26 protein-coding genes are annotated in these 23,829 nt (G+C 51.0%); 11 read left to right on the forward strand and 15 right to left on the reverse strand.

The genetic code is table 11. From position 1 onward, the window contains the following. Positions 1-51: 51 nt before the first annotated feature. A complete protein-coding gene (locus tag MKZ24_RS05525; protein WP_445324148.1) occupies positions 52-1,305 on the reverse strand; it encodes an MFS transporter in 1,254 nt (417 codons plus the stop codon). Beyond that, positions 1,302-2,474, reverse strand: a complete 1,173-nt coding sequence (locus MKZ24_RS05530; protein ID WP_340781616.1) for a serine hydrolase domain-containing protein — start codon at positions 2,472-2,474, stop codon at positions 1,302-1,304. The genes MKZ24_RS05525 and MKZ24_RS05530 overlap by 4 nt, the downstream gene beginning before the upstream one ends. 177 nt (positions 2,475-2,651) lie before the next feature. On the opposite strand from MKZ24_RS05530, the gene MKZ24_RS05535 reads away from it, so the two are divergent. The 7 genes from MKZ24_RS05535 to MKZ24_RS05565 all read left to right on the forward strand — a co-directional run bounded on the left by MKZ24_RS05535 (position 2,652) and on the right by MKZ24_RS05565 (position 9,373). Further along, entirely contained in the window at positions 2,652-3,110 is a 459-nt protein-coding gene (locus MKZ24_RS05535) for an Lrp/AsnC family transcriptional regulator (RefSeq protein ID WP_042240909.1), read from the forward strand. A gap of 138 nt (positions 3,111-3,248) precedes the next feature. Next, positions 3,249-4,295, forward strand: a complete 1,047-nt coding sequence (locus tag MKZ24_RS05540; protein WP_340781617.1) for a DUF4097 family beta strand repeat-containing protein — start codon at positions 3,249-3,251, stop codon at positions 4,293-4,295. Positions 4,296-4,319: 24 nt separating this feature from the next. Beyond that, positions 4,320-4,997 carry a response regulator transcription factor gene (locus MKZ24_RS05545; protein WP_081956746.1) on the forward strand — a complete coding sequence of 226 codons (678 nt, stop codon included), beginning with the start codon at positions 4,320-4,322 and terminating at the stop codon, positions 4,995-4,997. Between the two features lie 9 nt (positions 4,998-5,006). Beyond that, positions 5,007-6,389: a sensor histidine kinase gene (locus MKZ24_RS05550; RefSeq protein WP_052416802.1), complete on the forward strand. Its 1,383-nt coding sequence runs from the start codon at positions 5,007-5,009 to the stop codon at positions 6,387-6,389. Positions 6,390-6,538: 149 nt separating this feature from the next. Then, positions 6,539-6,862, forward strand: a complete 324-nt coding sequence (locus MKZ24_RS05555) for an ArsR/SmtB family transcription factor (RefSeq protein ID WP_042140481.1) — start codon at positions 6,539-6,541, stop codon at positions 6,860-6,862. Between the two features lie 19 nt (positions 6,863-6,881). Beyond that, positions 6,882-7,391 carry an SRPBCC domain-containing protein gene (locus tag MKZ24_RS05560; protein ID WP_042240902.1) on the forward strand — a complete coding sequence of 170 codons (510 nt, stop codon included), beginning with the start codon at positions 6,882-6,884 and terminating at the stop codon, positions 7,389-7,391. A gap of 251 nt (positions 7,392-7,642) precedes the next feature. Continuing rightward, positions 7,643-9,373, forward strand: a complete 1,731-nt coding sequence (locus tag MKZ24_RS05565; protein WP_340781619.1) for an Imm51 family immunity protein — start codon at positions 7,643-7,645, stop codon at positions 9,371-9,373. A gap of 87 nt (positions 9,374-9,460) precedes the next feature. On the opposite strand, the gene MKZ24_RS05570 is transcribed toward MKZ24_RS05565, so the two are convergent. Beyond that, positions 9,461-11,320, reverse strand: coding sequence for a hypothetical protein (locus MKZ24_RS05570; RefSeq protein ID WP_081956839.1), 1,860 nt, complete (start codon positions 11,318-11,320; stop codon positions 9,461-9,463). Between the two features lie 995 nt (positions 11,321-12,315). On the opposite strand from MKZ24_RS05570, the gene MKZ24_RS05575 reads away from it, so the two are divergent. Then, positions 12,316-12,441, forward strand: a complete 126-nt coding sequence (locus MKZ24_RS05575) for a hypothetical protein (protein WP_269322084.1) — start codon at positions 12,316-12,318, stop codon at positions 12,439-12,441. A 2-nt stretch (positions 12,442-12,443) separates the two neighbouring features. On the opposite strand, the gene MKZ24_RS05580 is transcribed toward MKZ24_RS05575, so the two are convergent. Beyond that, on the reverse strand, positions 12,444-12,647 hold the full coding sequence (locus MKZ24_RS05580; protein ID WP_042240897.1) for a hypothetical protein: 204 nt from the start codon (positions 12,645-12,647) through the stop codon (positions 12,444-12,446). A 142-nt stretch (positions 12,648-12,789) separates the two neighbouring features. Here MKZ24_RS05580 and MKZ24_RS05585 point away from each other — a divergent pair, with 142 nt between their 5' ends. After that, positions 12,790-13,161 carry a RidA family protein gene (locus MKZ24_RS05585; protein WP_042240894.1) on the forward strand — a complete coding sequence of 124 codons (372 nt, stop codon included), beginning with the start codon at positions 12,790-12,792 and terminating at the stop codon, positions 13,159-13,161. Positions 13,162-13,493: 332 nt separating this feature from the next. On the opposite strand, the gene MKZ24_RS05590 is transcribed toward MKZ24_RS05585, so the two are convergent. The 8 genes from MKZ24_RS05590 to MKZ24_RS05625 all read right to left on the reverse strand — a co-directional run bounded on the left by MKZ24_RS05590 (position 13,494) and on the right by MKZ24_RS05625 (position 18,944). Continuing rightward, positions 13,494-14,306 carry a hypothetical protein gene (locus tag MKZ24_RS05590; RefSeq protein WP_042240891.1) on the reverse strand — a complete coding sequence of 271 codons (813 nt, stop codon included), beginning with the start codon at positions 14,304-14,306 and terminating at the stop codon, positions 13,494-13,496. Between the two features lie 217 nt (positions 14,307-14,523). After that, positions 14,524-14,730 carry a hypothetical protein gene (locus MKZ24_RS05595; protein WP_197073012.1) on the reverse strand — a complete coding sequence of 69 codons (207 nt, stop codon included), beginning with the start codon at positions 14,728-14,730 and terminating at the stop codon, positions 14,524-14,526. Continuing rightward, on the reverse strand, positions 14,720-14,968 hold the full coding sequence (locus MKZ24_RS05600; RefSeq protein WP_042240885.1) for a helix-turn-helix domain-containing protein: 249 nt from the start codon (positions 14,966-14,968) through the stop codon (positions 14,720-14,722). Before MKZ24_RS05600 ends, MKZ24_RS05595 begins: the two co-directional genes overlap by 11 nt. Before the next feature lie 5 nt (positions 14,969-14,973). Further along, on the reverse strand, positions 14,974-15,138 hold the full coding sequence (locus MKZ24_RS05605; protein WP_197073011.1) for a YvrJ family protein: 165 nt from the start codon (positions 15,136-15,138) through the stop codon (positions 14,974-14,976). Further along, entirely contained in the window at positions 15,131-15,745 is a 615-nt protein-coding gene (locus MKZ24_RS05610; RefSeq protein ID WP_042240882.1) for an RNA polymerase sigma factor, read from the reverse strand. The genes MKZ24_RS05605 and MKZ24_RS05610 overlap by 8 nt, the downstream gene beginning before the upstream one ends. A 246-nt stretch (positions 15,746-15,991) precedes the next feature. After that, the gene (locus tag MKZ24_RS05615; RefSeq protein ID WP_156123429.1) at positions 15,992-16,597 is read right to left on the reverse strand and encodes a hypothetical protein; all 606 of its coding nucleotides are present in this window, start codon (positions 16,595-16,597) and stop codon (positions 15,992-15,994) included. Positions 16,598-17,010: 413 nt separating this feature from the next. Then, positions 17,011-18,144 (reverse strand): SMP-30/gluconolactonase/LRE family protein, encoded by a 1,134-nt coding sequence (locus tag MKZ24_RS05620; protein ID WP_340781623.1) that lies wholly within the window; start codon positions 18,142-18,144, stop codon positions 17,011-17,013. Further along, the gene (locus tag MKZ24_RS05625; RefSeq protein ID WP_340781624.1) at positions 18,144-18,944 is read right to left on the reverse strand and encodes an SDR family NAD(P)-dependent oxidoreductase; all 801 of its coding nucleotides are present in this window, start codon (positions 18,942-18,944) and stop codon (positions 18,144-18,146) included. Before MKZ24_RS05625 ends, MKZ24_RS05620 begins: the two co-directional genes overlap by 1 nt. A 295-nt stretch (positions 18,945-19,239) precedes the next feature. Between MKZ24_RS05625 and MKZ24_RS05630 the strand changes: the two genes are divergently transcribed. Both MKZ24_RS05630 and MKZ24_RS05635 read left to right on the forward strand, forming a co-directional pair. Further along, positions 19,240-19,935, forward strand: coding sequence for a TetR/AcrR family transcriptional regulator (locus MKZ24_RS05630; protein WP_340781625.1), 696 nt, complete (start codon positions 19,240-19,242; stop codon positions 19,933-19,935). Beyond that, positions 19,932-20,690 carry a nucleotidyltransferase family protein gene (locus tag MKZ24_RS05635; protein WP_340781626.1) on the forward strand — a complete coding sequence of 253 codons (759 nt, stop codon included), beginning with the start codon at positions 19,932-19,934 and terminating at the stop codon, positions 20,688-20,690. Before MKZ24_RS05630 ends, MKZ24_RS05635 begins: the two co-directional genes overlap by 4 nt. An 89-nt stretch (positions 20,691-20,779) precedes the next feature. Here the strand turns inward: MKZ24_RS05635 and MKZ24_RS05640 are convergent, their stop codons facing one another. From MKZ24_RS05640 to MKZ24_RS05650, 3 genes are all read right to left on the reverse strand, one after another. Further along, the gene (locus tag MKZ24_RS05640) at positions 20,780-21,427 is read right to left on the reverse strand and encodes a Vat family streptogramin A O-acetyltransferase (protein ID WP_340781627.1); all 648 of its coding nucleotides are present in this window, start codon (positions 21,425-21,427) and stop codon (positions 20,780-20,782) included. 140 nt (positions 21,428-21,567) lie between these two features. Then, positions 21,568-22,836 (reverse strand): sensor histidine kinase, encoded by a 1,269-nt coding sequence (locus MKZ24_RS05645; RefSeq protein WP_340781628.1) that lies wholly within the window; start codon positions 22,834-22,836, stop codon positions 21,568-21,570. Then, entirely contained in the window at positions 22,836-23,513 is a 678-nt protein-coding gene (locus MKZ24_RS05650; RefSeq protein WP_042240863.1) for a response regulator transcription factor, read from the reverse strand. The genes MKZ24_RS05645 and MKZ24_RS05650 overlap by 1 nt, the downstream gene beginning before the upstream one ends. Positions 23,514-23,829 lie beyond the last annotated feature (316 nt).

Raw genomic sequence — 23,829 nt, forward strand, 5'->3', positions numbered from 1 at the left:
TCCTTACAAAAGGACGGCAAAGCCGTTTCTACTTGTGGGCAGGTCGTGAAGTTATTTATCGCGATGGATATCCATGGTTCCGGGAGGGAATCCATGCGTTCTGCTGCGCCGGACTATCCATACAGAAAGGGCCAGCAAGACAAACAACGCCCATGGGAATGACATGACACCCGTTGTTTCGAGAAGAATTCCACCGATTATACCGCCTCCGCCAATGGCCAGATTCCATGCGGTTACAAGCATGGATTGCGCTACATCTGCGCTCTCTCCACTAGCTGCAGCCATTGCTGTTTGCAGCAGCGTGGCTGCTCCCCCGAACGTTAAGCCCCATACAGCAGCTACTAGATAGATTACAACAGGCTTGCCGCTGCCTATGCTGAGCAGAACAGATGCTAATGCAAAGGCAGTGAGGCTAATTAGAACCAGCAGCCTCAGGTGACGATCTATCCAGACACCGGTTAACCAGATGCCAAGAACTGCTGTAATACCGAAAATAAGAAGCACCAAGTCCACGCGTCCGGTTAACCCGGCCTGAGTAAGGTACGGTGCTATATAGGTATACAGGATATTGTGGGCCAGTACCCAGGCCAGCACGACAAACAGGATCGGCCGCACTCCGGGGCTTGTGAAGACCTTATTTAGAGGGAGCCGCTGATCTGCAGCTTCTCCCGGATAGTCCGGCAGCCTCCAGAGTATCCAAATGGTCAGCAGCAGAGCGAACAGCGACAAGACTCCAAAGATATTACGCCAGCCTGCAAGATCACCCAAAAACGTTCCGGCAGGGACACCGAGCGCCAGAGCAAGCGGCGTTCCCGCCATTGCAATAGCCATAGCCCGTCCCTTAAGCTGCTCCGGTACCATGCGCCGTGCATAGCCTGCGATCATTCCCCACAGGACACCAGCGGACACACCCGCGAAGAAACGGGCCGCAAGCGTCAGGGGATAGCTCGAAGATAAGGCAGTAACGGTATTGAATATGAGAAAACCAAGGATGCAAATGAGTAGCAAGGGTCTACGTCTCCAGCCGCGTGTTACCGTGGTCAATGGAATGGCGGCGAGTAAAGAACCCAGGGCATAGAAGGTAACAAGCTGACCCGCCAAGGCCTCTGTTACTCCAAGCCCCTTACTGATCTGAAGCAGGAGTCCGGCGGGAATCGTTTCAGTCAGAATACAGATAAACCCGGTCATTGCCAGAGCAAGTAGTCCGGCCCAGGGAAGGCGTGCGGAAGCAGGGGCACTGAAGCTTTGCTGCGGGGAAGCAATTGTGCTGCCGCTCCTCCCGGCGATCTCTTTTGTGTTGTTCATGACGGGTCCAATCTGCCATAGATAGCATTGCAAAGGTCAACCGTGAACGGACCCGACATGCCCTCCAGTGCGGTATTGGTGAAGGCTACCACGCTTAGCCGCTGCTTGGTATCGACGAACCACGAATGGCCATAGGTGCCGCCCATGCGCCATGTGCCAAGGGACTCCGCTGTGTCTGCGGCAGCAGGATCTTTAAGGACTGTGATCCCCAGGCCAAACCCCCGTCCCGGCCAGAAGGGCATGGGCAGGTCACCAATCTGGTTGGTGATCATTTCGCGGACCAGGGATTCCGGCAGCAGGGGCGCCCCTCCCTTCCGCAACGTTTCCAGCAGCTGCAGAAAATCTCCGGCGCTGCCTACCATACCGGCCCCCCCGGAAGCGTAGGCAGTGCTGTCTAACGCCCGGCCCGGAGCGAGCCGGAAGCCCGCCGTTCCTTCTACAAAGGCCAGCCTATCCGGATTCTTCATAGGCCGCAGTCCCGGAATGTCATCGGCATAAGCTGTGGTCAGGCGCTTCGGGTCCACGGCAACGAAACTGGTATCCGTCATATCGAGGGGTTGAGTAATAAGTGAGCGGATCGTTTCACTGAGTGTGTTTCCGCTAACGTTAGCAATTACTGCCCCCAGTACATCTGTTGCAATAGAGTATCTCCACTGGGTGCCTGGTTTATAGAGAAGTGGAACAGACGCGAGCCGCTTCAGGTTCTCTTCAAGCGTGATACCAGACTGATCCATGCCATCAGATACACCAGCCTGCTCATAGGTACCGCCTTCTTCCTGAAAGAAGCGGTAGGTCAGACCAGCGGTGTGCGTCATTAAGTGACGGACAGTCATTGCTGCAGTCTCTCCATTCTCCAGCCGTGGCTTAAAGTCCGGCAGCCACCGGTCTACACGGTCATCCAGCTTCAGGCGATCTTGCGCCACCAGAATCAGGGCTGCCGTAGAGGTAATGGGTTTGGAAACCGAGGCGAGCCGGAATAACGCGTCCTCCCGCATAGGGTGGTTTAGCTCACGGCTAGCATAACCAGCAGCACGGCTATAGATGAGTTGTCCATCTAACGCTACCTTTATGACAACACCTGCCAGGCGCTTGTCGGTTAGTGTCTCATCAATGACCTTGTCGATCCGCTCCGGGATACGGATAGTGTTGATTGTGTTCGAATAGGGCATACTCAACATCCTTTCGCTATAGTTAAAGCAGCAACTGCCTTCGCTTTACTATTGTAAGTAAAGTATATAAAATAAATTAACTTGAATACATGAGCCGATAAAGGTAAAACCCACTTATAACATTTAAAATAAAGGCATTTTAAAAAGATAATCTTAGAATTAAAGGAGTGGTCAAAAATGGACTCTATTGATAAGCAAATTCTGTTTCATCTTCAAAGTCAGGCGAGAATTTCCATGACAGAGCTGGGGAAAAGCGTGGGCTTGTCTCAGCCCGCAGTAACGGAAAGAGTGAAGCGGATGGAGGAAAATGGGGTGATCAAGGAGTACCGGACGATCATTTCTCCGGAGAAAATCGGGAAACAGGCAGCTGCCTATATCCTTTTCCACTCCAGAGAGTGTCATGCCTTTCTGGACTTCTGCCGTACCCATCCCAATGTCGTCGAATGCTATCGCATCAGCGGAGAACACAATTATCTGTTAAAAGTCATGTCAGACTCCACTCAGGGTCTTGAGGAGTTTGGAAATCAGTGTGATAAATATGGGAATTATACGATTCTAATCGTAATGTCATCCCCTATTGAGCCTAAAAATCTCATTCCTTCGCTGGAGGAAGCAAGCGTAAACCTGCTTAAATAGAAAATAAACAATAGGGCTCTTTAGAACTTGGGGCGGAGTCCCCAGATATTCTCATCAAACTCTAATCTCCCTGCAAAGTCTTTCTCATCAAGGATGGTTTACCCTAAGGGTAATCACAAGAACTGGAGGAGAGAGAATATGAGAATGACGTGGAAACGGCTAATCACAAGCGCCTCGCTGGCGGCGGTATTAATGTACATGGGCATAGCGGATGGAGGGAGCGCCGGTGCGCGGCCGCTGTCCGAGGCGGACTTTGAATCCGCGACAGCACAGGCCTCGGTGTCAGCTCCGGCGGCTGCAGTCTCTCTGGAGACAACGGGGAAGAAGACGGGGACGGGATACTCTTTTGACAAAGGCATTACCCGCGTCAGCTTGCCGGCCGGCACGCAAAGTGTCTCTATTGCTAACACGAACGGAACCATCGAAATTAAGCAGGGCAATGTTAAGGAGCTGGAGGTCCATATGACAGTGAATGTCCATCAGGCAAACGCGGATGAGGCGAAGGCCGTAGCGGACAAGGCGGGGATGAAGGTAAGCAAAGGGGCTGATCTGGAGATTAGAACCTACAGCGAGTCCTATGGCAATTGGCGATATCCAAGCCTTGATCTGACGGTTACACTGCCGCAGGGCATAAAGGCCGAGCTTCAGGCAGAGACGGAGAACGGCAATCTTTCTTTGTCAAAAGTTTCTAGTACAGGTAGAATTGAGTTAGCGGCTGTGAACGGAAATATATCTGCTTCCGGCATCGGCAATGCACTCAAATTACATACGGTGAATGGCAATGTGCAGGTCTCTGAAGCGAAGAACCGCGTAGAAGTCACACTTACCAACGGCAACGTGAAAGCAGAGCAAATTGCCGGAGCCTTGACCCTGAAGGCCACAAACGGCAATTTGTCGGTGAAGGACGCATTGGCTGCTGTAGAAGCGGTCACTGTAGCCGGGAACATTCATGTGAAGAGCCGGAAGGTCGGCGGAGACTGGAAGGTAACTACAGCGGTAGGGGACGTAGAGCTGGCCTGGCCGGGGAATGCGGGTGTCGTGGTCGATGCCGAATCCGCTTTTGAAGAGATTGAAACGGACTTCCCGCTGACAGTGAAGAATCACCGGGCCAGCGGGAAGCTGGGCGCAGGTACGTATCAGATCCGTGCCAAATCTATGGCCGGGTTGTCGCTAATGCAGAACTGATGTTGTGAAGAGGTGGACGAGAGGTTGAAGGAACGCGTATTGGTTATTGAGGATGAGCCTGCCATGATCCGCCTGCTGGAGCTGGAACTGTCCTATGAAGGTTATGACATTACGGTTGCGTGCGATGGTCTTACGGGTGCCGGGAAAGCGCTGGGGGAGCATTTTGACATCATTCTGCTCGATTTGAATCTGCCGGGCATCAGCGGAATAGAAGTATGCAAGCGGGTACGCGCGGTGAAGCAGACTCCAATCATTATGCTGACTGCCAGGGACACGGTGAGTGACCGGGTACGGGGACTGGACACCGGGGCGGATGATTATGTGCCGAAGCCCTTCGCCATCGAAGAGCTGCTGGCCCGCATGCGTTCCCTGCAGCGCAGGCTGCACGCCGCAGAAGCCGGAGATGAAGTCCTGCATGCCAAGGATCTGATACTGGACAGGGCTGCGCACCGGGTCAGCCGCGCCGGGCGCGAGATTGAATGCTCACAGCGCGAATTCGAGCTGCTGCACTGCCTGCTGGTCCATAAGAACCGGCTGATGAACCGAGAGGCACTGCTGAACCTGGTCTGGGGCTACTCGTATGAAGGCGAGACGAATGTGGTGGATGTCTATATCCGGTATGTGCGCATGAAGGTGGATGAAGGCTTCAGCGAGAAGCTGATTCATACGGTCCGGGGCAGCGGGTATATTCTGAGAGACTGAGGTGAGTGAATGAAGCCATGGACGTTCTCCCGTAAAGTCAGTGCTTCAATTGCACTCACTGCACTGGCCGTTACGGCGGTGGTCAGCGGATTTGTCTATATTACCTTCAAACATTGGACAGACAGCCAGGAGACCCGGCTGCTGGATGCGAAGCTTAGACAGTTTGAGCTGCGGGTCGGTGAGGTGGAATTCCTGCCGTCCCTGCTTCAGCCCGGATTGGGCAAAGGAAGCGGTGCAGCGGCTTTTTTGAAGCCGGATTTCTCCGTTTTTGCCCCTGATCTGGATAAAGGCCAGGTTCTGCAAATGTTGGATGCACGCGGGCGTGTGCTCGCAGAAGCGGGCGAGGGTGAACCGGCGCCCGGTTCAGATGTTTACAGCGCAGAGAAGGAGCTGTCCTTGCCCGTGTATGGGCTTGTCCGGCTGCAGCTTACGGACAGCGGGCAATCACGCAGCGCCACCGCTGAGAAGGAAGTGGGCAGACTGCTGTTGCTGGGGCTGCTGCTGGCTGCAGGAATGGCTGTGCTTGCAGGGGGCATCGTCTCCCGTTCAGCGCTGAAGCCGATCCGCAGCATGATTGGCGAGGTGCGAAGCATCGGAACGAACAGCTTGTCCCGGCGGCTGCATGTTCCTGCCGCCCAGGACGAGCTCCAGCAGTTGGGCGAGACCTTTAACGGGTTCCTGCATAAGCTGGAGGTTTCCTTCGACCAGCAGCGCCGCTTCATCGCCGATGCTTCCCATGAGCTTAAGACACCGCTGGCCATTATTGAAGGCCATACGCATATGATCCAGCGGTGGGGCAGGCAGTCTCCGGAGGTGCTGGATGAATCGCTGGCGTTCATGATGGATGAGACCCGGAGGATGAAGGAGCTGATCTCCCAGCTGCTGCTGCTTGCGGAAGCAGAGGCGGAGGCGCTGGCCCCGGAGGGCGGAGAAGAAGCCTGCAATCTGAAGTCCGTGCTGAACGAACTGCTGCCTCAGACTGTTCATGTTAATCCGGGGGTGCGGCTTGATTATGACGGCGGCTCTGGTGAACAGGCGCTGCCCATCCGGATGCCTGGCAGCGCCTGCTATCAGGTGCTCCGCAACATCGTAGAGAATGCACTGAAGTATACGCCTGAAGGCGGAGCGGTAACGATCGGGCATTCCCGTTCGGATGACGGTAAGGTGATCCTGAGCGTAGCCGATACTGGAATCGGAATATCCGCTGAGCAGCTGCCGCATATCTTCGAGCGCTTTTACCGTACGGAGGCTTCACGCAACCGCTCGCAGGGCGGCTCGGGCTTGGGTCTGGCCATTGCCAAGGCAATCATGGAGCGGTATGGCGGCTCCATCGCCATCGACAGCACGCAGGGACAAGGTACAACCGTAACGCTGACGTTTGCAGGAGCATAAGCGGGCGGTGGTATAAGTAAGGTCTATCCAACGAATCAATAACCTGATTTAACAGAGTGAATTATAATATTCCTTGACTGGAATATTCCGATTGGGGTATATTATAGCTGTACCCCAATACTAAAGATTTCACTAAAGGAACATCTGAAATGGACACAACGACATTTAGCGCACTTGCCGAACCAACCCGCCTGCGGATGGTAGAGATTCTGAAGGAGGGGCCGCTGAGCGTAGGCGATATTGCTGAGCGTCTGGAACTGCGGCAGCCTCAGGCCTCGAAGCATTTGCGCGTACTGCTGGAAGCCGGACTGGTTGAGGTAGAGGCGGCGGCGAACCGCCGGAATTACAGGCTGCGTACAGAGCCGCTGGAGGCTATGGATGCTTGGCTGGAGGCCTATCGTAAGCTGTGGAGTGAACGCTTCGACAATCTGGATGAGTATCTCCGGAAGCTGCAATCCAAAGACAATTCATGATTATCAGGAGGGATTAGGAATGTCCAGCAAAATGATTACGAGAGTAGAAGGTCTTGAACTGGTTCTTGAACGTGTATTCGATGCACCGCGTGAGCTTGTATTCAAAGTATTCTCCGAGGCTGAGCATCTGAAGCAGTGGTGGGGCCCGCGCGGCTGGATCGTTCCCTTCTGCAGCGTTGATTTTCGTCCGGGCGGCGTCTGGCACTACTGTATGAAATGTGTGGATGAGAAGCAGGGCGATTTCTTCGGCATGGAATCCTGGGGCAAGGGGGTCTACCATGAGATCACCGACGGTGAGAGTTTTGTCTATACCGATTACTTCTCGGATGCCGAAGGCAACGAAACCGAAGGTATGCCGTCCACGCTGGTCAGCATGTTCTTTGAAGAATACGATGGGAAGACGAAGCTGGTGAGCCGGTCGAAATACGATTCCGCGGAAGCGCTCAAGACGGTGATGGATATGGGGATGGAGCAGGGGATTACCGAAACCTGGGACCGCCTCGAGGAGCATCTGCAAGCGATTCAGTAACCGGACGGGCAGCGGAGCAGATAAGTGTAGTAGGAGTGATAATACGAAGAGGCTGTTTCCTTGCCGGATGTTGGCGGGGGATGGGCTCTTTTTTGATAATACGCATTTATATATTTGGGGTATATTCCAAACCTATGTTTAGAGCTGTCCATTCAGGGTGAATGGGTAATAGCGATTTAACTGACTGCAAGCAGTCCGGCAGCGATCGCGTACGGGCTTATTTGCATTGTCACTATGGGGAGGCCGAAGGCATGGACGAGGAGTTGCTGGCACAGCTGAAACGCTGGCACGAAGATAATGAGTATCAGCAGATAGTGGACCGCATTCAGGAGATTCCGCCGGATACAAGAGATTATGAGACGATCAGCCAGTTGGCCAGAGCCTATAACAACCTGGAACATTACGGGGAGGCACTGGAGCAGCTGCTGAGTATTGCGGGGGAGGGCGGGAATGATCCGCTGTGGCATTTTCGCATAGGATATTCCTATTATTATCTGAAGCAATATGAACAGTCTATAAGCGCATTCGAACAGGCGGACCAACTGGCTCCCGGGGATGGGGATACCCACATGCTGCTGAAGTGGAGCCGGAGCGGCGCGCAGCGGGAGAAGCGGGAGCAGGCAAGGCGTGCCGCAGCGCTGCGTGCCTCCAATGCACAGGGGGCTGCGGACGGAAGAGACCTGAACTCTTTCATCGAATACTGCGCGGATTTCTGGGAGGACAGCGACTATGCCCGGAAGGAGTATGTGTCGGCGCCGCCCAGTGACGAAGGGATTGCTTCTGTGGAGCAGGAGCTGGGCTATAAGCTGCCGTCCTCTTACATCGCGATGATGAAGCAGCAGAACGGCGGAATTCCCCGCAACACCTGCTTTCCGGTAGAGGAATCCACGTCCTGGGCTGAAGATCATATCGCAATATCGGGAATTGCCGGTATCGGCCGGGACAAAAGCTATGCCCTCTGCGGCGATCTCGGCAGCCAGTTCATGATTGAGGAGTGGGGATACCCCGATATTGGAGTGGTTATTGGGGACTGTCCGTCTGCAGGCCATGATGTGGTGATGCTGGATTACCGCTACTGCGGGCCGGAGGGAGAACCCGAGGTCATTCATGTGGACCAGGAGAACAACTATGAAATTACGTTCCTGGCCAAGGATTATGAGACCTTCATCCGCGGGCTGGTGAGCGAGGAGGTCTATGATACATCGGAGGAAGATAAGCAGGACGATCTGCGGAAGGTAGCCGCCGGGCAATTCTCGCCTCTGCTTCAGGAGCTATGCGATAAAGTCACCGGAGTGGACAACATAGAGGGGATCATCCGCAGCATCTGCACCGCCATCGTTGAAGAGAAGGGCCATTTCTCTCTTCATGTGGACGAACGCTCGACCTTGATGTATGATCTGCAGTTCTGGCTGTACACCAGTGCCTATCCGCAGACCAGCCGTGATCAATATCTTGAAGTCTATTCGAAAATAATCGCGTTCGGCGGCGAATTCAGCACTGGCGCATATGCCCCGGGCTTCATCTCAGACTGGCTGGATGAACGGGTGCGGCAGGGAATGATCGTGGAGCGTGAGGGAGCGCTGCGGTTCACGGATATAGCAGAGGAACAATTGCTAGAGAAGCTGAGGGAGGCGGAGGCCACGGAAGCTGTGAATGTTAAGCCGTTTATTATAGTAGAGCAGGGGAATGGCGGGAAATCGGTGATTCTGAACGTGGGCAGCTACAAGGCCGAAGTGTTTGCTGCGCGGGAGGAAGAAGGATTCCAAGGCAATGGATATGACTGGGGCTCTCTGGCTGCGGTATTCCTTGAGGAACAGATGCCTGAACTCACCGGAATCATCCGTTTTGACCCGGAGGCCGATATGTTCTGCGCGTATGCCTCCGATGGAGCTGCGGTCGTAGCCTTCGCCTCCGCATTCAAGCGGGCTTGTGAGAACGACGCACTCATACGGGATTTATTCTCGCGTGCGGAGCTGGATTAAGCGGGGCGCTTGAGCGGCATATAGAAACGGGAACTGCCGTTTTATAGGACAGTCCCCGTTTTATTTGTACCATGCGCCAAGGAAGGGTTAAGCAAGTCCCGCCAGCCAAGGCGACAGCAGGATAGAATCGCTCGTATTGATAGACTGGCCTGTTGTAAATCCCGTGAGGTTCTGTGATCTGAAATTAATCGGCGGTGCTGCCAGCCCGGAGGTGCCTGTGCTCCGGCCTCCGAGGTTGGAGCCGTTAACCTGGTTGTAGACAGCAAGCTGATACGTGATATCCCCTGAAAGTGTCAGAGAGGCCGTCAGCGGGAGAATAAATATTCCTGCCCGTAAAGAGGTCGCTACAGTGGTTACTCCAATAACTGTAGACTGGGAGGAGCTGGTCGGCTGCAGGACAGCCATCTGAAAAATACCCGTAGAGCCTAGTTGAGTAACGTAAGCTGCAAGCCTGTTGATCGTTATTTGCGATCCGCTGAATGCGAGCGCCCCGATAGCCTCATTATTTCCGCCCCCGGCATTAAATGGGATCTGGGTGTTGAGATCCCCGATTTTCAGCGTCTCGATGAATGCCGAGCCTGCTCCTGCTATCCCTGGTGAGCCCGCCAGACCGGGCGCGCCCGTTGCTCCTGCCGGTCCTGTTGCTCCTATTGCACCTGTCGCTCCAGTTGCGCCAGTTGCACCTGTAACACCTGGCAAGCCGGCCGTTCCCGGCAAGCCCATAAGACCCATTGGTCCCGGAATCCCGGTCACTCCAGTTGCGCCAGTTGCCCCGGTTATGCCTTCGAGGCCCATTAAGCCCATTGCCCCCATAGCACCCATAAGTCCCATATCGCCCATGGCTCCAATATTGCCCATGAGTCCAATGCTGCCCATGGCTCCGGTTGCTCCTGTCACACCCATGAGCCCAATCGAGCCCATGAGCCCGATGCTGCCCATCGCGCCGGTGGCCCCGGTCACGCCCATGGCTCCAATGTTGCCCATGAGCCCGATACTGCCCATCGCGCCCGTCGCTCCGGTCGCGCCCATGGCGCCGATCGAGCCCATGAGCCCGATGCTGCCCATCGCGCCGGTCGCTCCGGTTGCGCCCATGGCGCCTATGGTGCCCATGAGTCCGATGCTGCCCATCGCGCCGGTCGTTCCGGTTGCACCCATGGCGCCGATGGTGCCCATGAGCCCGATGCTGCCCATCGCGCCGGTGGCCCCGGTCACGCCCATGGCTCCTATGTTGCCCATGAGCCCTATACTGCCCATCGCGCCCGTCGCTCCGGTCGAGCCCATGGCTCCGATGGTGCCCATGAGCCCGATGCTGCCCATCGTGCCGGTCGTGCCGGTCGCCCCGGTCGCACCCATCGCGCCGATGTTGCCCATGAGCCCAATGCTGCCCATTGCGCCCGTTGCCCCGGTCGCGCCCATCGCGCCGATGGTGCCCATGAGCCCGATGCTGCCCATCGTGCCGGTTGCCCCGGTCGCACCCATCGCGCCGATGGTGCCCATGAGCCCGATGCTGCCCATCGTGCCGGTCGCCCCGGTCGCACCCATCGCGCCGATGGTGCCCATGAGCCCAATGCTGCCCATTGCGCCCGTTGCCCCGGTCGCGCCCATCGCGCCAATGGTGCCCATGAGCCCAATGCTGCCCATTGAGCCCGTTGCCCCGGTCACGCCCATGGCTCCAATGCTGCCGCTAAGTCCGATGCTGCCCATCGCACCTGTTGCCCCGGTAGCTCCCATCACCCCAATGCTGCCCATGAGTCCGATCGTGCCCATTGCACCTGTCGTCCCCGTTGCGCCAGTCGCTCCAACATTGCCCATCAGTCCAATGCTGCCCATCACTCCGGTCGCCCCGGTCGCGCCCATAACACCGATACTGCCCATGAGTCCTACAGCGCCAGTGGCTCCCTGCATCCCCATTGCAGCCATGTTTTGCATGAGTTCCATCATGCTCATTGGACCTGGTGAAGCTGCTGTCTCACTAGGCGGACACTTAGCACTCCGTGAAGCAGGATTCCCTTTGGCGCTGCGCTTCCCTTTTAGAATCCTGCTTTTTTTCAGGTGCTTATTATATTTATACATTGTGTTGCTATAGAGCCGAAGCTTTATCCGTTTTCTTTTGATTCGCTGCAGCTTGAGCTTCCTATTCTTATCTGCATCCGACTTATTCATGCTATCCCACCTTCTGCCGGTCAGGTTTATACATAACCACTCGGGCTTCTGTATAACGTATGAGGGCTAGTGTGGAATGGAGTAGACGTATGCCTCGTGGATTCCGGTTTCTTTTGGCCGATATGCAATTGCCCTGAGTTCCTCCTGCTTGCCCCAGCAGCTTCTCCATTAGTCTTAATGGAGCGCACACATCAGAGAGTGAATCGATGGAGGGTGAGGGCAACCCCTTCTCTTCTGTCTGAGTTGCAAGTTCATTCTACAATGGAGGTAATTACATGCTAACAAGGTTCAAGCTTCACAAGCTCGCGGTATACTTGCTGATTCTGGCTTTACTGGCGGTTCCAGTTCCGCTGGGTAATGTTGAATCTGCTGCGCCACAGATTTCAGACACGATTTACCAAAATGGTTTTCACTAGTTTAAATCTGGCGCTATAAATAGGAGGGATAATGATCATTTATAAAGAATTTTAGGTAAAAAGGAGTGAGTGAATGATAATCAAAGCGGTTCTTTTTAATCTGGATGGAACACTGCTGGACCGTGACTCATCACTATTAGAGTTTGTCAGAGCATCAATACGACCGTTACCGGGAGTTTCAGATCGTTAATAAGAAAGTTTTGTTAAGCGGTTCATCGAACCTGATAATCATGGTTACATGTGGAAGGACAAAGTTTATCAGCAGATTATAAATGAATTCTCTATTCAAAACATAGAAATGGACGTTACTTTTAGAGGGTTACATAAGAAATATCCAAAAGTATTGTATAGGTTTTGTGAACTGTGTTGTTCGAATCGCTGCGTGAGAAAGTGACGATAGAAGAGGAGCAACGGTATCATGAGGTACTGGCAGCGTGTCTGGGACAGGTTATTGTGGAGCTTCATGAGCCTCCGCAGGTGGGAGTCTAGATTCAGACCGTTCTCTTCTTCTGCACAAGAAAGATCGGTCCGCCAACCAAGAAGCCGCTGATTATCCCGGCTAATATGGACTTAAAGATACTCCATACAATATCTGCAGCCGTGCTGTCAGGAGTTGCCGTCAGATTCACAATGAACAGCAGGCTGAACAGAACAGATGTAATCAGGAAAGATTTTGAGGTAAGAAATCGTTTCATGGTTCTCCTCCGTTTCAGGTGCAATCCTTTTTCACTCATTCTAATATTACCATAATTATCCTATAAAACCACGACACACAGCTGTCCGGTTTCCCCCGTTATACTTGGCATATCTCAGATGACAAGGGGAGAACAAGCGAACATGGGCGAAATCATCAGACATGATGTGAACGCGGAATACGCGTACTCGGGTTTTGTGGAGGCCGGGGATTTTATTTTTCTCAGCTTCTGTGTGGGCAATCTGGGCGGAACGGTGGAAGAGCAGGTAGAAGGTGCGCTGAATGATATGAGCGGCCGCCTGGGGCAGGTGGGTCTTACGCTAACAGATGTGGTGAAGATGGATATTCTGCTGCGGGATGTATGGGATATTCCGGTCATGGAAGAGGTGTTTAAGCGCAGATTCCAAGGCAATTATCCGGCACGCAAAACCATATCCACCGAGTTCGCGCATGTTGGCGGCCCGGAGGGACTCAAGGTTCAGATCGACGGTGTGGCGTATAGACCGCGACTCTGAATGACGGCACAATTTCCCGGCGAGGCGGTTTGGAGCGATTGGCGACATCATATACGTGATGGTGTGGCTGGACTGGATACACAGATGCGGGTTCTTTCGCTGGAAGAGAGGCCGCAGTAACTGTGTTCGAACATTTGTGCATTTGCGCTGTATATTTATAAAAATTCACGCTGCCGTTGTTCTCGCCTTATCCGGCTATAGAACGGGCAGCGTGATAAAGGATAAGCAAAGGGCGATTCATCCTGTAGGGGGTGCGCTTTTTTTGCCTGGATATGATGTAACTTATGCGAAAGGTCTTCAACCTTCCAAGTTATAACCATCGAAATTAACGATTATTTAGTCTGAAGCTTATAAGTATATTCTTTATCATTGTAGTTAAACTTAATTGAGTCGGATGATTGTCCGCTAAGAGAATAATCTTCTAGCTTCACTTTCTTTCCGGTAGAAATATTATAAACATAGGCTTCAGAGTTGCTGCTGCCATCAGAATTTCCAGGGGTTACACTAACCCAAATATAGAGATTTTCAATTTGATCAGTTGCATATTTGTAAGAATCTCCTCCCGTTGAGTGAAACTCATTAATTACTCTATTGTATGAGGGGTCTTCTACCTTCATAATCCAGGTTTGTTGTCTTAGCGGCTGAGCACCATCTGTAAAGACAGATGATGTATGGTAGAGAATATAATCTCCAAATCCAAATAAATCATCTACAATCAGCGTAGCTGCACTATCTTTAAGTGGCAAGGTAAATAACTTTTTAGACTTCTCTAAAGTAAGAATTTTTTCATTAGGAGAACTCAAATAAAAAACAAACGGTTCAGTCGGAAAATAAAATGGATTTGTTTCTGTTCCGGGAGCTATCTCCATTTTAGGCGCTGGCAACCAAACAATACCGGCTAATGTATTGACAGCAAAATTGTACTTTTTTGTTTTTTCATCATTTAATGGAATGCTGTAGCTTTCTTCCCCGATTTGTACACTTTTACTGCTTGGGTTTGAAGTTGAGTTTGCCTTTTCCTCTTGATGAGAGAGTATGTTTGAAGTAGCGCTATTGTTAAGAGAATTATTACTGTTATTACATGCCGAGATAAGCAAAGTGCCTGCAAGAATTGTTGTCAACGTATAGAATTTTGCATATTTCATTTTGAACTCCTCTAAAGATTTTATTTTGAACATTTTTAATTATACATTATGAAAATAGTTTTTTGTTACATATTTGCAATTATATTCAAATGATAATTCAAAATACTGTAACTGTAACTACGTATAATTAGACGCTCCGACCTAATAAAATGTTTAACAAATAATAACATTAAATTTATATGTCGAATACTATACGAAATAGAATTCGAAATTGGGGTTAGCAATTTGACGGTATAACGACGCAATTATCGCTTTTTAAGGTAAGGCATTCTTCTTGGATTTCTTTCAATTTTAAAACATAGAGCTGTCCAATTGAATCGTAGAATGCCAGATCTTCCGGTGCGGCAGTAATTATTTTTTTACTTAACATGCAAATTTCTTTTTGAATTTCTAATTGTCTTTCCATATTACTTTTAATCATCATTAAGTTCCCCTTTCAATTTTTTGAAATGTGAAAAATCAGGTGAATGTTCGATATCGAAGTGTAGTGTTTTTTCTATTAATAGCTCTCTTAAAGTCTGAAGTAAATCGTCTTGGTCGTTCAAACCAACCATCCTCTTTTGTTTATTAAGTAAGGGGGAGAACATTTCAAGAATACTCTCTAACGCCCCTCGATCTCCTTGCTGGGCCAAACTGACTAAGGTATATAAATCTTTTTCCATAGAACTCATTTCTCCTTTGATTCATTTATTGAAGTGAGCAGGTCGTGTATGACGTTAGTCAGAGCATCTATCTTTTTTTCAAATCTAACTACTAAATATCCAATCATAACAATTGGAAAGCCAACATTATTTATTGCAGTAATGAAAATAGTAAATGCCTCACTATCCACTGATGTTCACCACCTTACTGGAATAAATTGCTCTCATTTTAACTAACGCCTTTCTTTTTCTATTAAATACTGCTTGCGGGCTAATGGAGAGAAATTTAGCAATTTCAATGTCTTGGTAGGACATCGTGTAAGACAATAAAATAACCTGTTTTTGTTTAGGACTTAGATCGATCCAAGCAAAGTAAAGTGCGTCGTCTTCAATACTATCTCTAAAAAATTCATCTCCTGAAAAGTATTGATCTAACAGTGGAGAATGGTTATATAGAAATTCGTCTTTATTGTTTTTCTCAGAGGTATCATTATCTAAGAAAAGAGGATTTCTTTCTTTGGCCTTCCTCATTCTTCGTATAAAATCAATAGCTGCGAAGCGAATAGTTGAAGAAATAAAGCGAATAAAACGTATCCTGAAGTAATGTTTTTTGAACGCCCTATTGAGAAGTTGCAAGTTAGCGTCATTCCCTTTTATTGCCGATAACAACCACTCTATATGTTGTTCCTCATCAAAAAAGGAATTGACAATTGGATTTAGAAACGGAATTGTTTTATCATTTTGAAAAAAATTTCTTACGATTACTGACTCTGCTTCATTCAATAATGTTAAATTCATCTGATAGCCTCCTTTTAGATTCTTTCCATTAATAAAGTGAAGAAAAAACTTCCATAATCAACCTAACACAGAACATATGTTCTATTATATCTCATAAATCTACATTTTTTGATTGTTTTTCAAAGAACAATATACTTCCTTTTAGTCTTAATATTACTTAGGTCTAAAATACAAAAAAAAGGACGCGTTATTCCCGTAATGGGAATTTCGCGTCCTTATGTCTATACCTACTATTTTGTTTAAATTTTAGCTGCAACAACTGGGCGCTAAAGTTGTACCGATTTTAGTTTTGGATATAGCAGAGTAATAAATCTCCCACCAACGTTGAAGGATATTTCCGGCTGCGCTAGGAATTGCACCAACAGCAGAACCAGAAGAGTAGTAAAAACTTTGAGCCCACCCCATTGCTCCCATAGCAGCACATCCAGCACCGAAACCAGGAGCATAATAAGTGCCAGCACCAGGGATTGATCCGTACCTATTACTGGCTGGCAGCGTGTAGCCGTTAGCAATAGCGTCTTTGATATACTTAGATGCAGAACGTCCATTTGCATCAACAGCACTAACACTAAAATTTGTTCCTGTCATCAGATTAATGAAGTCTGTAACGCCTACGCAGATATTTGCATACGGGTGATCAGGGCCACTTCCATAAGCATTTGCTGGATTGTTGTAGGGAGTATTAATATTTTTAATTCCTTTCCCGCTTTCGTGGTACCACATGATCAGGATCATTACATAGGGAACGCCTGTCTTGTAACTTGCCCAGTCCGCATATTTCCCATAAATTGATTCGAACGTAGAAGCTGAAAGTTCGACTCCGCCTCCATTTGTTGTACACGTAAATGCCATAAATCAACACATCCTTAAATAGAATTTAAGCTCAAACAATTCACCATGGATGATATTGCTCTCTTGCTTATAATTAATAAAGTGAAACCTAAATCCTTATAATCAACCTCATTCACTATTTGGAATTTTTAAGAATTAGGAGTATGTTTCAACTGAACGGTAACGCCACGAAGCAGGTGGAATGCCTGTCCAGAGATTGTCGGATTATATATGCCTGCTAGCACAGGTCGCGGGGGAACGACTAGGTTTACGCGGAAGGAGCGCTGAGTGAGTTTAGTGATCGTATGGCAGGCGGGTCTTACGCTAACAGAAGAAGATGCCTCAAGCCAAACAGCAGCCCCTCCTGTCAGAGTGAGCTGCTGTTTGGGATATTTACAAGCGGCAGTGGATAGATGAATGCAGCAATCCAATCCCTATGGTTTCAGAAGCACCCGATGAACACCCTGGCTTCCTCCCGGTGCGGTTCCGAGATATAAATATCCTCCCTGGCTTACGGCAGTGGTGATGCCATACAAGGTTCCTTCAGGATCATGCCAGCTGTTCACAAGCTCTCCTTCGGGTCCATATTCTGCGACAAGTCCGTGCTTCACCGGCGCACTTGCTCCATTTAACAAGGCCTGCGGAACTTTGGACATCATCGCTGCTACCCAGGGATGACTATGCATGTAATCGGCAAAAGCCAGACGGGTTGTGAATACCCCCACCCAGAAATTTCCCTGAGCGTCGCGGGTGATATTGTCTGGAAACCCCGCCAGGTTCTCCGCAAAAATATCAGAGGTACCTTGCTTTGGCCCCTTCAGCCAATATCTTGTCAGCTGGTAATGGTACGATTCAGCAACAAGCACGAAATCTTCTTCAGCAGATAATACGACTCCGTTGGCGAAATACAAATCCTTCAGCAGAACGGTTGTCTGTTTGGTCTGCGGATCATATTTCAACAACCGTCCATGCGGTTTGTTCTCGGCAATTTCTTTGAACATGACCTTGCCATAGTTAGAGGTGTCGGAGAAATAGACCGATCCGTCTTGCCCGATGTCCAGCTCGTTCGCCAGATAGATCGGTCCTCCATCTACTTCAGTGGCCAATACTTCAATCTTTCCATTCGGGTCAATCGACAGCAGCCCCTTCTGAATATCCGCCACGATCAAATTTCCGTCAGCATTGAATTTCAGCCCGTTAGGTGTTCCCTGGGTATCGGCGAACACTTCGGCTGGCTGCGCCTTGCCTTCCGCATCGAAGGCCACTCTGTAGATTGTGCCGTCAGAGTCGCCTGTATACAGCCGCCCGGTAGAATCAAAAGTGATAAATTCCGGGAACTTCGCGCGGTCTGTCACAAGCTCTGCGGAGCTAAGCTTGCTGTTCTCTTTCCAGGGACCCTCCTTCTCAAAAGAAGGGGCGGCAGGTGCAGACCATACAGCAGGCTCTACCGGAGCAGGCATCAGCAGGAACCCGGCGATTCCCACCACAATTACGCCGAGCAGGACCAAGCCCCATCTGCGAATGTGTTGACCGGTGGAACGTTTACGTGGATTGGTTTCTGTAGACATTATAGATCCTCCTTAGGGTGTGTAGGGCGAAGCATACCACCGACCAGCCGCAGACTTTGTCTGCGGGTCATGAACCGGGTAATCTGGGCACTGAGGTAATTGCGGAGTCCCGGAACAAGGTACTGCTTCCCTCGGGCCATAGCGCGCAGTGTAAGGGCCACTACCCGCTCCGGCGAGTCCTTCGCGCCGCCGACAGAGGCATCCTCCGTACCCACCACGTTGAAGAAATTGGTCTCCGTCGAGCCTGGACACAGGGCGAAGAATTGGACGCCGCGATTACGATTCTCCCACCACAGGGCGTCGGTAAAGGACAGGACAAAAGCTTTGGTCGCCCCGTAGACAGCCATATAAGGCAGCGGCTGAAAGCCTGCGGTAGACGATACATTGATCACAGCGCCTGCCCCTCTGTGGAGCATTCCGGGAAGGAATAAATGAGTCATATCGACTACAGCGGTGACGTTGAGCATCACTTCTTCATGCTGGCGTTCGCCGGAGACCTCCTCAAACAGGCCATGGGTGGCAAAACCCGCATTGTTAACCAGCAGATCGATGCTCAGGCCGAGCTGTTGGCATTGCTGGTACAGATCTCCGGCAGCGCCTTCGAGCGATAGATCCAGGGGGATGACCCGGCACTGAACTCCATGGCTGCGCGTCAATTCGGCTGCGAGCGCATCGAGTTTGCTTTTGGTTCTGGCTACAAGCACCAGATGACTGCCTTCCTTGGCTAATTGTCTTGCGAACTGTTCGCCGATTCCCGAAGAGGCTCCGGTGATTAACGACCATTTCCCTTTAGTATTCATAGTTTCTACTCCTCTGTTACAATGTTTTGTAATGGAAACAACGTTACCGGATTCGAAAAAAATATGACCGATCTTAGCGGCCATAAGTCCGTTCTCAACGGCAAAAATCCGTTATCAGCGGCATGAATACAATTGGTAACGGTGTTTCCTATATGAATCATAGTAACCAAAATGACACACCTGTGTCAACTCGTTTTTTTCAGCGTGAGGGTTCAATTGACAACCTATGTTCAAATGTTTAGAATTCCTGTTAGAACCCGGCAACTCTGTTGCTGGTCAATAACATGATATCCGAATGAAGGTGATTGTTATCAGTACCGAAGACCAACCCACACCCTCCACGGGGCGGGTATTAAAAACATATCAGGAAGCCCGTCTGCAAAATACGGAGAATCTCCGTAAGCTTGTGGTGGATGCCGCCGCTGCTATTCTCCAGGAAGAGGGGCCGGAGGCCGTCACTGTGCGCAGAGTATCGCAGAAGATGGGCTGCTCCACCAAGATCATTTACAGTTTGTTTGTCAATAAAGAGGGACTGGCCCAGCAATTGTATCTGGAGGGCTGCAAACTGCTGGCCCAGCGTTTTGAAGAAGTGCCGCCATCGCCTGATCTGCAGCAGCATTTGCTGGATCTGGGCGAAGCCTTCTGGGAGTTCGGACAGGACTACGCGAGCTACTATAAGCTGATGTTTGGGGGGGCTTTTGCCGAGTTCAAGCCGGATGCGGAGAGTATGCAGGGAACGATGACAGCTATACACCGTCTGCTGGTTCTAATCAGCACTGCCCAGGAACAAGGACAGATTTCGGATCAGGAAGAGACGGGGACCCTAGTTAGTACGATATGGGCATCGTTGCACGGTGTAATCCACCTGTATATGGGCGGGTTCCTTGGTGATGTAGCGGCAGCCCATACCATATACAGACAAACAATGGGTTTACTGTCTGAATCCTTGTTTGCGTCATCAAGCCAGGGTAGAGGAGCGAACAAGGGATGATTGCACTAATCTTGGCTGCGGGGTATGCGACCCGCCTGTATCCTTTAACCAAAGACACACCCAAGCCGCTACTGCCTGTTCAAGGGAACCGGACGATTCTGGATCTGCTGATCGGCCGCCTGGAGGTGCTGGAGGACATCACGGAGATTCTCATTGTGACGAATGACCGTTTCTTTCATGCTTTTGGGCAGTGGCAGCTTCAGTATCAGGGGAAGAAGCTGATCCGTATTCTGAATGACGGCACTTCCTCCCCGGAAGGACGTTTAGGTGCAATTGGCGATATCCAATATGTGCTGGAGCGGGAACAGCTGCAGGAGGATCTGCTGGTACTGGCAGGAGACAATGTGCTTGGATTCGGCCTGGAAGGGTATTTGAACTATTTTCATAAAATGGATAGGGACTGTATTCTGGTCCGCACCGTAGACAATATAGAAGAGCTTCGCAGTGTCGGTGTGGCGGAGCTGGACGCAGAGATGCGGGTCCTGTCGCTGGAGGAGAAGCCGCAGGAGCCGCGTTCCAACATCGGCGTGTTTGCCCTCTATATCTACAAGCGGACTACGCTGCCGCTGATTTCGCGCTATCTTGCGGAGGGAGGCAACCCGGATGCGCCGAGTTATTTCCCGGAGTGGCTGCATTCCCGCCAGGAGATGCGGGCCTATTATACGGAGGGGACGATCGATGATGTCGGCACCCCGGAGGCGTATGCGGAGATGCGGGCCAGACTAAGCGCGGGCGAGGATAAGGCATCTTACTGAACTTAATAGCAGAAAAAACGGCTGTCCGGGAAGGTAGGAATACCCTTGGACAGCCGTTTTTGTATTTAACGGTTAGCCGTGCTGCGAAGTTAGCTGCCAGCTGCCAGGCTTCTGATCCGCTCCGGATCACTGCTGCACAGTACCTCCAGATTCGCCGTAATCTTCTCCGGGCTCCAGTCCCACCATTTCAGCTCCAGCAGCAGCCGGATCAGTTCATCGCTGAAGCGCTGCCGCAGAATCCGGGCCGGATTGCCTCCGGCAATATGATAGGCGGGAACATCCTTGGTAACGGTAGCGTTAGCGGCGATGATCGCCCCGTCGCCAATCGTCACGCCCGGCATGATCGTAGCATTCTGGCCGATCCAGACATCGCTTCCGATAATGGTATCGCCTTTGTAGGGGAGATCCGCCAGCTCAGGTGTCGCCTGCTCCCAGCCCCCGCCCATAATGTTGAAGGGGTAGGTGGTCACCGAGCCCATCCGGTGGTTGGCCCCATTCATAATGAATTCGACGCCTCGGGCGATGGCGCAGAATTTGCCGATGATCAGCTTGTCCCCGATGAACTCATAGTGATGGGTTACGCGGCTCTCGAAGGATACCGACTCGTCAGGATCATCATAGTAAGAGAAGTCTCCGGCGGTAATATTGGGGCGGGTGAGCGTATTTTTGATGAAACGGACTTGCTTGATATGGGGATTCGGATGAATTGCGTTCGGATTAGGTCCTGTAGAAGGCATAAGGTCACACCTTTCCTGGAATATTGTATGCGGGTAGCTGCATGTATCATAATTATAACCCAAGCCTGTCTGCTAAGTGACAAAAACGTCACGCGATGCACCCCTGGTTCTATGGTTGCCAGTCTCCTTGTGAGCAACCCTCACGGCAGCTGCACATAGAACGTCGTAGATTCTCCTATCACACTCTTCGCGTAAATCTTCCCCTTATGCTGATCCACAATCGACCTCGCGATTGCAAGACCCAGGCCGTAGCCGCCCTGCTTGCGCGCTCTGGAAGTGTCCGTCCGGTAAAAGCGGTCAAAGATCCGCGTCAGATGCTCGGCCCCAATACCTTCCCCGGTATTCGAGACGGAGAGGAGGACATCGTTATTTTGTTTTTTGAGCGAGATGTTTACAGCGCCTCTGGGACTGGTATACTTCACCGCGTTGTCCAGCAGGATCATCACGACTTGCTTGATCTGCTCGCTGTTCCCCAGCACGGTAAGCTCCGGATCAATGTCATAGGCGAAGGAGATATGCTTCTCGAAGATGACGGCCTCCATGGTCAGGATAATATTCTCTACCGCATCACTTATATTGAACTTGCTGTGGATCATCCCGGTCCGCGAATCATCCATCTCTGTCAGGTACAGCAGGTCATTGGTCAGCCGGGTCATGCGCTCCGTCTCCGACTTAATATACTGCAGCCACTTCGCCTGATTGCGGATCGTATCGTCACTGTTCGAGAGCAGCACATCCGCGTTGGTGTTGATGATCGTCAGCGGCGTCTTCAGCTCATGCGAGGCATCGGCGATGAACTGCTTTTGCTTGTCGAAGGCCTCCCGGACCGGTGCGATCGAACGGTTCGCGAAGAACCGGCTGGTGAAGTAGAGAATAATCAGCATCAGCAGGCCGACAGCTGTGAAGGTATAGATCAGGTTGGTCAGGATCTTCTGCTGCGAAGTGATGTCCATGAAGACGATCTGCCTCCCGGCCGCTGTGTGCTTGACCATAAAGATCCACCGGCTGCCGTCCAGCGTGAAGCGTCCAATATCCTTGCCGTTACTAAGGGCTTCCTTAAGCGCAGCATCATAGAACTCATCATCCATCGTGAATTTGGAATCCTTGCTGACCAGCGAACCGCTTGCATCGGTTTGTATGGTGAATGAGACGGAACGGTCCGGCTGGTAGGCGTCAATGGGCCCTTTATCTATGGGCATGCCGCCTCCATCTGCTGCGCCGCGCGGGCCTCCATATGCACCGCCGGGTCCCTTCTGCTCATTGTCCGCAATCCGGTGCAGCGCCATATTAATATCGCTCTGCACATTAACGTACATGATAATATAGATCGAGGCGAAGGCAATCAGCATTATGATGGAGATGGTAGCCAGATTGACAATCAGGAACCGGTTTCTGAGTTTCTTGAACATTAAGCACTCACCTCTAATACATAACCCACGCCTCTAATCGTGCTGATGCGCACCTCTGAACCCAGGAAGGTAAGCTTTTTGCGCAAAAAAGAGATATAGACCTCTACGTTATTATGCTCCGCTTCGGAATCGAAGCCCCACAGCTTCTCAATAATCTGCTCCTTCGAGGTAACGGCCTGCTTCCTTAAGATCAGCAGCTCCAGCAGCTCGGTTTCCTTAAGGTTCAGCTTGATTTCCTTGCCCTTCACGGTCAGCTTCGGATTCGCCGTATTCAGCTCAATATCTCCGAACTTCAGGCCATCCTCAGGAATCACTTCCCCTTTGCGCCGCAGGGCGGCCCGGATTCTGGCCAGCAGCTCCTCCGAGGAGAACGGCTTGGCGATATAATCGTCCGCTCCGTGATCGAGTCCGGTGACCATATCGGTGATCTCCCCTTTGGCCGTCAGCATAATGACCGGCGTGGAGATTCCGTCCTTCCGCAGGGCCTTCAGCACGCTGATTCCATCCATCTCCGGCATCATAATATCAAGCAGCAGCAGGTCATAGATCCCGCTCTGCGCATAATCGAGACCTGATCTGCCGTCATGGACGGCGTCCACCGAGTAATTGTGCTTCTTCAATATTTGGGTCAAGGCTTCCGCCAGATGAATCTCGTCTTCTACAATTAATATTCTCATGGGATGGCTCATCCTCTTCATAAGTAATGTACTTGCTGCTGAAGCCATTATAGCAAGATTACCTTTAATCAACCTTAACTGTACTGCTGTTCAAGTGCTCCCGGAGGTATTCAGGGCGAGATCATCGGATGAAATTCCAACCGCTCCAGGGCACTTATATAGAAGATGAATTCGGAAGTGTTATCCCTGTGTTAAAAAGTCAGCGCAGTGTAAAACCATTTAAGATTCATTAAAGGTTCGGGGGCTAAGATACATTCATAAGCAAGCGAGGGCATACACGAAAGGGCAGATAAATGCAGCCTCCATTACAACCCGA

It is taken from the genome of Paenibacillus sp. FSL R7-0297 (assembly GCF_038009025.1).
In the GTDB taxonomy this organism is placed as follows: domain Bacteria; phylum Bacillota; class Bacilli; order Paenibacillales; family Paenibacillaceae; genus Paenibacillus_AQ.